The 7,980-nt window shown below is 60.3% G+C and carries 7 protein-coding genes and 1 pseudogene; 4 read left to right on the forward strand and 4 right to left on the reverse strand.

Features of this window, described 5'->3' with window-relative positions; translation table 11 throughout:
* The first annotated feature begins 2 nt into the window (after nt 1-2).
* The 4 genes from DDE75_RS07340 (at nt 3) to DDE75_RS07355 (ending at nt 4,875) form a co-directional block, all read left to right on the forward strand.
* Complete coding sequence (locus DDE75_RS07340) at nt 3-1,445, forward strand: NAD(P)(+) transhydrogenase (Re/Si-specific) subunit beta (RefSeq protein WP_108501707.1); 1,443 nt, start codon at nt 3-5, stop codon at nt 1,443-1,445.
* 203 nt (nt 1,446-1,648) lie between these two features.
* The gene (locus tag DDE75_RS07345; RefSeq protein WP_211659310.1) at nt 1,649-3,067 is read left to right on the forward strand and encodes an NCS1 family nucleobase:cation symporter-1; all 1,419 of its coding nucleotides are present in this window, start codon (nt 1,649-1,651) and stop codon (nt 3,065-3,067) included.
* Between the two features lie 13 nt (nt 3,068-3,080).
* Nucleotides 3,081-4,385: a DUF3422 family protein gene (locus DDE75_RS07350; RefSeq protein ID WP_108501709.1), complete on the forward strand. Its 1,305-nt coding sequence runs from the start codon at nt 3,081-3,083 to the stop codon at nt 4,383-4,385.
* A gap of 1 nt (nt 4,386) precedes the next feature.
* On the forward strand, nt 4,387-4,875 hold the full coding sequence (locus DDE75_RS07355; RefSeq protein ID WP_245894646.1) for an arsenate reductase family protein: 489 nt from the start codon (nt 4,387-4,389) through the stop codon (nt 4,873-4,875).
* A 20-nt stretch (nt 4,876-4,895) separates the two neighbouring features.
* On the opposite strand, the gene DDE75_RS07360 is transcribed toward DDE75_RS07355, so the two are convergent.
* From DDE75_RS07360 to DDE75_RS17860, 4 genes and pseudogenes are all read right to left on the reverse strand, one after another.
* Nucleotides 4,896-5,324 (reverse strand): protein tyrosine phosphatase family protein, encoded by a 429-nt coding sequence (locus DDE75_RS07360; RefSeq protein ID WP_108501711.1) that lies wholly within the window; start codon nt 5,322-5,324, stop codon nt 4,896-4,898.
* Nucleotides 5,325-5,424: 100 nt separating this feature from the next.
* Nucleotides 5,425-6,096: a phosphoglycolate phosphatase gene (gene gph / locus DDE75_RS07365; protein ID WP_108501712.1), complete on the reverse strand. Its 672-nt coding sequence runs from the start codon at nt 6,094-6,096 to the stop codon at nt 5,425-5,427.
* Nucleotides 6,093-6,647 (reverse strand): thioredoxin family protein, encoded by a 555-nt coding sequence (locus DDE75_RS07370; RefSeq protein WP_108501713.1) that lies wholly within the window; start codon nt 6,645-6,647, stop codon nt 6,093-6,095. The genes gph and DDE75_RS07370 overlap by 4 nt, the downstream gene beginning before the upstream one ends.
* 896 nt (nt 6,648-7,543) lie before the next feature.
* Nucleotides 7,544-7,822 (reverse strand): annotated as a pseudogene (locus DDE75_RS17860) (DDE-type integrase/transposase/recombinase); the annotation flags it as partial.
* Between the last annotated feature and the right edge of the window lie 158 nt (nt 7,823-7,980).

Genomic DNA, 7,980 nt, shown 5'->3' on the forward strand with positions numbered 1-7,980 from the left:
TGATGGAATACGGATTCACCACCGCGGCCTATGTGGTCGCCTCGGTCCTGTTCATCCTGTCGCTTGGCGGGCTCTCGGGACAGGAAAGCGCGAAACGCGCCATCTGGTACGGCATCGCAGGCATGGCGCTGGCCGTGCTGGCCACGCTGTTCGGACCCGGCGCGGGGAATTGGCTGCTGTCGGTCATCATGATCGCCATTGGCGGCACCATCGGCTGGATCGTGGCCAAGCGCGTGCAGATGACCGAGATGCCGCAGTTGGTTGCGGCCATGCACAGTCTTGTCGGTCTGGCCGCCGTCTTCGTCGGCTTCAACGCCCAGATCGAGCTGGCCCGTGTCATGCGTGCCCGTGCCGAAGATACGGTCGAAGTCTTCCAGGGCTTTGCCGCCGTGCTGGCGCACAAGACCCCGGCCGAGATCGCGATGCTGAAGATCGAGGTCTTCCTGGGCATCTTCATCGGCGCCGTGACCTTCACCGGATCGGTTGTTGCATTCGGCAAGCTGGCGGGCCGTGTCGACGGCAAGCCCAAGAAGCTGCCGGGCGGTCACATGCTGAACGCGGGCGCCGTCGCGCTGGCCGTGCTGTTCGGCATCCTCTACTTCACGGGTGTGGGCGCGGGCGTCTTCTGGCTGATCCTGATCACGCTGCTGGCCTTCTTCATCGGCTATCACCTGATCATGGGCATCGGCGGGGCCGACATGCCGGTCGTGGTGTCGATGCTGAACAGCTATTCCGGTTGGGCGGCTGCGGCCATCGGCTTCACGCTTGGCAATGACCTGCTGATCGTGACCGGCGCGCTGGTCGGTTCCTCGGGCGCGATCCTATCCTATATCATGTGCAAGGCGATGAACCGCCATTTCGTCAGCGTGATCCTGGGCGGTTTCGGCGGTGAAACCGGACCTGCGGCAGAGATCGAGGGCGAACAGATCGCAATCGACGCCGATGGTGTCGCGGCAGCCCTGAACGAGGCCGACAGCGTCGTGATCGTGCCCGGCTACGGCATGGCCGTGGCGCAGGCGCAGGGTGCCGTCAGCGAGTTGACGCGCAAGCTGCGGGCAGCGGGCAAGGATGTGCGCTTTGCCATCCACCCGGTCGCCGGTCGTCTGCCGGGGCACATGAACGTTCTGCTGGCCGAGGCCAAGGTGCCCTATGACATCGTGCTGGAGATGGATGAGATCAACGACGACTTCCCCCAGACCGATGTCGTCATCATCATCGGCAGCAATGACATCGTGAACCCCGCGGCCCAGGACGATCCGAACAGCCCGATCGCCGGGATGCCCGTTCTGGAAGTCTGGAAGGCCAAGCAGGTCTTCGTCAGCAAGCGAGGTCAAGGCACCGGCTATTCCGGCATCGAGAACCCGCTGTTCTTCAAGGAAAACACGCGGATGTTCTATGGCGATGCCAAGGACAGCATCAACAAGCTGCTTCCGATGGTCGACTGATACGATCCGGCGCGGCGGCACAGGTCGCCGCGCCACTTCCCGGACTGCCTGCGGAACAGGCAGAACATTCCCCATGTTTCCCGAATTCAGTTTCTTTCCCCAAGGGAAAGACGATCACGTGAATGTTATTGCGACAGGATGCCCTTACGCGCTGTCATGTCGGCAAAAGCCGGAAACAGGGACATATCATGACGACGACGGACATGCAGACAAAGGGTTCGGCCCTCTATAACGAGGATCTGGCACCTGTTCCCGCGGATCAACGCCATTGGGGCGCGTTCGAGATCTTCAACGTCTGGAACAACGACATTCAGAGCCTCTTTGGCTATACGCTGGCGGCATCCCTGTTCCTGACCTATGGGCTGAACGGCTGGCTGACGTTCGCCGCGATCATCCTTGCGGGCTTCATCGTGATGTTCCTGGTGAACCTGTCGGGGCGGCCCTCTGTCCGTTACGGCATTCCCTATGCGGTGATGGCGCGGGCCTCGATGGGGGTGCATGGCGCGCGGTTTCCGGCACTGGCGCGGGGCGTTGTCGGCATCTTCTGGTACGGCGTGCAGACATATTTCGCCTCGACCGCCGTGGCGCTGGCGCTGCGGGCGATCTTCGGCATCGAGGTTCTAGCCGCAGACGGGGCAGGGACATTCCTTGGCATGGCGGGCGTCGATTGGCTGGCCTATCTGATCGTGGCGGCTTTCCAGATAGGGCTGTTCCTGATGGGGATCGAATGGGTGGGCCGCTTTTTGAACTGGGCCGGACCCTTCGTCTATGCCGTGATGATCGCGCTGGCGCTGATGATCTGGTGGAAAGCCGGCAACGGCATCTGGTCCGAGATCGGCGTCATCTTCCAAGGCGAAGGTGGCGGCAACACGCTGTCCGGCTTTGTCGCGGTTGTCGGTGTCATGGTCGCTTATTTCGCCGCCGTCGTCATCAACTTCGGCGACTTCTCGCGCTTCGTGAAGACCGAGGGTCAGATGCGGGCCGGGAACTTCTGGGGCTTGCCGGTCTCGATGGCGTTCTTCTCGCTGATCGCGCTGTTCATCACGGCGGGCGCAGTAGTGCTTTACGGCGAACGTCTGACCGACCCGACTGAGATCGTCGCCCGCGTCGACAATCTGGCGCTGACGCTGATCGCCGCCGTTACTTTCTTCGCCGCGACCGTCGGCATCAACTTGGTCGCGAACTTCATTCCGGCGGCCTATGACATCGCCAACATGGCGCCCGCACGGATCAACGCCAAGGCAGGCGGGCTGATCGCAGCGGGGATCGCCTTTTTCATCGGTGCGCTCTGGGTCGCCTTCATCTCGGCCATCGGGATCGCGGGCTTCGTCGAGACCGTCGGCGCCTTGCTGGCTCCGCTGTATGGCATCCTGATCGCCGATTACTATCTGGTGCAGAAGCGCGAGTTGGACGTCGAGGCGCTGTTCTCGGAAAGCCCCTCGGGTCGGTATTTCTATGGCAACGGCTGGAACGGGCGCGCCCTGGTCGCGGTGGCACTGGCTGCGCTGTTCTCGGTCGGGACGGTCTGGTTGCCGGCCTTGCAATCTTTGTCGGGCTTCGGCTGGTTGATCGGTGCATTCCTTGGCGGGCTGTTGTACGTGATCCTGAACAAACGGTCCTGACAGGAGATTTCGCGTGGATCCGGCACTGGAACATCCCTTGCGCTATGCTCTGGTGAATGAACTTCACGCCAGACCCTCGCCGCGCCTGACAGCCCCCGCAACGGCAGCATTCGTGGCCTTCAAGGAGCCGAGGGATGCTGCCAATCGCGACCACGGCAAGGATGCCGATCATCTGGCGCTGCTGGTGTCGCGGCATGGCGGTCCAAGGCCCGACCGCGACGACAGCCACTACCAGGGGCAGCTTGGGCGATACGACCTGAAATGGGAAAGCCACGCCGAATTCATCACGTATATGGCGATGACGCCGGGGCTGCCCATTCGACCCTTCGATCCTTCGGCAGCGGCGATCTTTCCCAACGAATGGCAGGAAAAGGCACCGGGCAAGCGCGTGGCAGCGGTTCTGGTGCAGGTCGATTGGCTGCCCGAGGATCCGACCGAGGCGTTGGACCGACTGTCCGGTTGGTTCGCGCCGGAAAGCATGGCAGCGGTCTGGGTTCTGGATGAAACTGCCTTGGTCGCGGGCGATTTCCGCATCGACACCGACGGTTGGATGCGCTTTGCAGTGTTCATCCGACCCGGCACCTCGGACGGACGGATCGGTCGGATCGTCCACCGCCTGCTGGAACTGGAAACTTATCGCGCCATGTCCATGCTGGGCCTGTGGAGGGCGCGAAAACTTGGTCAGCGCCTGAATGAGCTGGAGCCGAGGCTCAGCGCCATCCTGGAGGCCATGACCGATGACGACCGCCATCCCGAACAGATGCTGCACGATCTGCTGGCGGTCTCGACCCAGCTGGAGGCGGAAGCCGTTCAGCATTCCTTCCGTTTCGGCGCAACCTCCGCTTATGAAGCGATCGTCAGCGACCGGATCGAGGCGCTGCGCGAGACCCGCTTTATGGACCGCCAGATGCTGACCGAGTTCATGCGCCGCCGATATCAACCTGCCATGCGAACCACGAAATCGGTCGAACTGCGCCTGAACAAAATGATGGAGCGGGCGGCCCGTGCCGCTGAACTGCTGCGCACCCGGGTCGACGTGGAACGCAGCGCGCAGAACCAGAACATCATGTCGCGGATGGATCGTCGAGCCGATCTGCAACTGCGGCTCCAGCACACTGTTGAGGGGCTGTCGGTCGTAGCCATCAGTTATTATGCGGTTGGCTTGCTGGGGTATGCTCTCTATCCCGTAGCGGATCTGATCGAGTTCCCCAAGACCTATCTGGTGGCGGCTTTGACGCCGGTGATCGTGCTGCTGGTCTGGCTATCTATGCGCCATATCCACCGCAAGCTGCACCGCGAGGAACAGCACGAATTGTGACTTGCCGATATTCCTTGGCCATCACATAACCACGATGAATATCCCTCGAAAGGCCCGTCATGCGCGCTATCTTGATCCTTGCATCGCTTTTGGCGCTGAGCGCCTGCAACGTCCCGCTGGTTCCCCTGATCTGAGGTTCAAATCCATGTCCAAGACATTGAAAATGCTGGGTCTTGCGAAATGCTCGACCTGCCAGAAGGCCAAGTCGCAGTTGGAGGAGAACGGCTGGACCGTCGCTTTCCACGATGTTCAGCAGCAGCCACTGACGGATGAGCAGCGTCGTGATCTGGCCACCGATTTCGGCGAGAAGATCATCAACCGTGCCAGCCTGACGTGGCGCGGCATGTCTGAAGCAGAACGCGCCGCAGAGCCTGCCGTGATGATGGGCGAGAAGCCTAGCGTTATGAAGCGGCCCGCCATCATCGCGGGTGATCTGCGCTTGCTGGGTTGGACCGCGAACGTCAAACGTGCGCTGGACGTCCCAGTCTGAACCACAAGGGCAGGGGCGTCTCAGCCCTTGCGGCTTGCCAGCGAGGCGATCAGCGGGCGGATGCCGTTCAGATCATAGCCCGCTTTTTCGGCGGTTTGCATGATCTCATCCTCGGGCAGCTTTCCGGCCTGCGTCAGCGCCCAGAGCACGCTGCAGCGGTTGCCAGACCGGCAATAGGCAATGACCGGGCCTTGTCCTGCGGTCGCAGCAGCAAAGTCTGAAATCAACTGCGGCGTTACCTGGCCCGGATGAAACGGCAGATACCGATAGGACATCCCGGCGTCCGAGGCCGCCTTCGCCATGACCTCATGATCCAGGTCCGATCCGACCTCATCATCCGGTCTGTTATTGATCAGCACCTTGAAGCCTGCATCGGCCAGGGCGGGAACATCCTCGGGCAGGATCTGAGGCGAAACGGCAAGAGTGGCGCTTAGCTGACGCAGATCCATGGGGGTGGCCCTTTCAAGATACAAGATATCCTTGGAACTGCCGGTTTTTTACGGCTGATGTCAAGCCCGTGCACCAGATCGGAGGCCAGCTGCGCGAAATTCAGGCGGTCATCGCCGACAGAACCAGACCGGGCAATTCATCGAAGTGATCGAAGGCCCGGCTGTGGGGCAGCTCCGACACCGGAGATTTCCGGTAGCCGCCGGTGAACAGCAGCAGGGGCACGCCCGCCGCCGCCGCGCATTGTGCGTCATATTCGCTGTCGCCGACGAAGAGAACGCAAGGATTGTCGTCGCAGACGCCCATCCGCTGCATTGCCAAGCGCAGGGGCGCCGGATCGGGCTTTTTCTGGGGCAGTGTGTCACCACCAACCACCGTCTGCATCAACCGGTCCAGTCCGAAATGGCGCAGGGCCCCAAGCGCTGGCTGAAGCGGTTTGTTCGTGCAGATCCCAAGCGGATGTCCGGCATCGGACAGCCTTAGCAGCGCATCACGCATGCCCGGGTACATCTGCGTCAGATCGTGGGCATCCTCATAGATTTCCATGAAGCTGGCCATGATCGCAGGTTTTTGAACAGGATCAACCTCTTGCGCCGCCATGATCCGTGTCCAGAGGATATCGACGCCGCCGCCGATGAAGCTGCGGACCTGTGCCAAGGTCAATGACGGCAGGGCAAAAAGGGCCATCACCTTGTTCACGCACCCATGAATGTCGGGTGCGCTATCGATCAGCGTTCCATCCAGGTCGAAAATGATCGGGCAGGGTGTCGTCATGGCGCTTTCCACTTGATCGAGCATCCCATGGATGCCACCTGATCAGCCGGTCCTTGCCCGGTTTCGGCGATCAGTTTGATCGCCTCGAACAATTCCCGCCGGGCATCCTCAGGCCCGGCATTGCGACCAGACGCATCAAGGCGCCCACGATACTGCAATTCACCCGCAGCGTTGTAGCCGAAGAAATCAGGCGTGCATTCGGCACCAAACAAACGCGCCACGGATTGATCTTCGTCATAAAGATAGGGGAACCGAAATCCATTTTGACGGGCCAGTTCGGCCATATGTTCGGGACCGTCCTGCGGATACTCCTGAACATCATTGGCCGAGATCGCCACAACGCCAATCCCCATGTCCATCAATGCATGCGCGTCCCTGACAACCCGGTCCAGGATCGAGCGCACATACGGACAATGATTGCAGATGAACATCACCAGCGTACCGTTCGAGCCTTTGATATCCTTCAGATCATGAAGCTTTCCTGATCCGTCGGACAAAGCAAAACTGTGCAACGGTTTCCCAAAGTCACAGACTGGCGGCGACACGGCCATGGCGACCCTCCTTGAACCAACTATTGCAAGACTGCGCGATAAGCGCCAAAGGCTCAAGGGCATGGACGGCTGGATATGAAATGCCGGTTTGATACATAATACAGATTATTCGCGTATTGTACTGACACTGATCGACCTATGGCAGCGGTACGAATGACCGGCTGATGTTGTGCAGGTAGACGACTGGCTCTGCGCCAAAGGCATCACAACCTTAGCGATGCTTAGAACTTGTCAGAGGTACCCACCATTGCGTCTACCCAATTGCGTGTTCATCTTGACAGTGTTTGATCAGCCATCGGCAACTACATTCCTATAGGCCATGGCTACTGAGCGTAGAAATGCTGCTACTCAGAACGGGCTCGTGACTCAGTTGCAGTTTTCTCGGCAATCGCGCCATCGCCCACTCCTAGTGTCGCATCTGGTTAGTTTCTTGCGCTCTTCTGACGATGCCTTTTACGGAGATTCTCTGAGCTACTCCCCGTCTCTTGCACAGGATCTGGTGTGATTTGAGCTACTCGCTGCACCTGCTGATCGGGTTGGTTGATATTATTCCTCCGCCAGTAGATCAGCGCCGGGGGCTGGCCGTTCACAGGGCTGAAGGCGGGCGGTGATGGTTGTAGAAGGTCATCCGTTTCCGAATGGCAGCTCTCGTCTCCGAACCGGTTTCCCAGGCATGCAGGTAGACACACTCGTATTTCGCTACGCGGTCCTGCGGTTCAGGTTGCGCCACAGCCTCTCGACGAAGATGTTGTCGAGGAACCGACGATTCCCATCCATCGAGTCCCATCCATCGAGATCCGCACGCCAGATCGACGCAGCCGATCCGTCCAAGTAAAGGACGTGAACCGGCTTCCTTGACGTCGCATGGCCGCTCGGACCGATGGCGCGACCATGCTCCATGTTTATGATCTCGGGCGGGCCGAACTTGTGGCTGGTCTCGTTCAGCGCGTCGACGCAGAACTGGGCTCTCAACATGTTCAATATTCGCCTGGATAGAACCGTGCGGGTGTGCCAGTCCATGATCGCCACGAGGCAGAGGAACCACGCCGCATTGGCAAGTAGGTGATGTCCGAGCACCGGACCTGGTTCGGGCGATCCACCCGCAGACCTCGTAGCAGGTAGGGGTAGGTCTTATGCCCCTTCGTCGGCCTGCTCGTGTTGGGCTTCTGGTAAATCGGCGAACCCCATTGAACCACGCCGGGTTTGCCGGAGGCTGATTTCGGTTAGTTACGCGGCCACGGCTTCTGTTTCCATAGTGGCGTAGAAGTTTGCCTCTGCTTCTGCCGGCGGGATGTTCCCGATCGGCTCGAGCAGGCGACGGTTGTTGAACCAG

Origin of the sequence: Paracoccus indicus (assembly GCF_003056335.1) — a bacterium.
In the GTDB taxonomy this organism is placed as follows: Bacteria; Pseudomonadota; Alphaproteobacteria; order Rhodobacterales; family Rhodobacteraceae; genus Paracoccus; species Paracoccus indicus.

Bases quoted from the DNA above. Each gene is read 5' to 3' on its own strand.
- DDE75_RS07370 (WP_108501713.1), bottom strand. From the start codon at position 6,647: ATGGCCGTGTCGCCGCCAGTCTGTGACTTTGGGAAACCGTTGCACAGT.
- DDE75_RS07360 (WP_108501711.1), bottom strand. From the start codon at position 5,324: ATGGATCTGCGTCAGCTAAGCGCCACTCTTGCCGTTTCGCCTCAGATC.
- gph (WP_108501712.1), bottom strand. From the start codon at position 6,096: ATGACGACACCCTGCCCGATCATTTTCGACCTGGATGGAACGCTGATC.
- DDE75_RS07340 (WP_108501707.1), top strand. From the start codon at position 3: ATGGAATACGGATTCACCACCGCGGCCTATGTGGTCGCCTCGGTCCTG.
- DDE75_RS07345 (WP_211659310.1), top strand. From the start codon at position 1,649: ATGCAGACAAAGGGTTCGGCCCTCTATAACGAGGATCTGGCACCTGTT.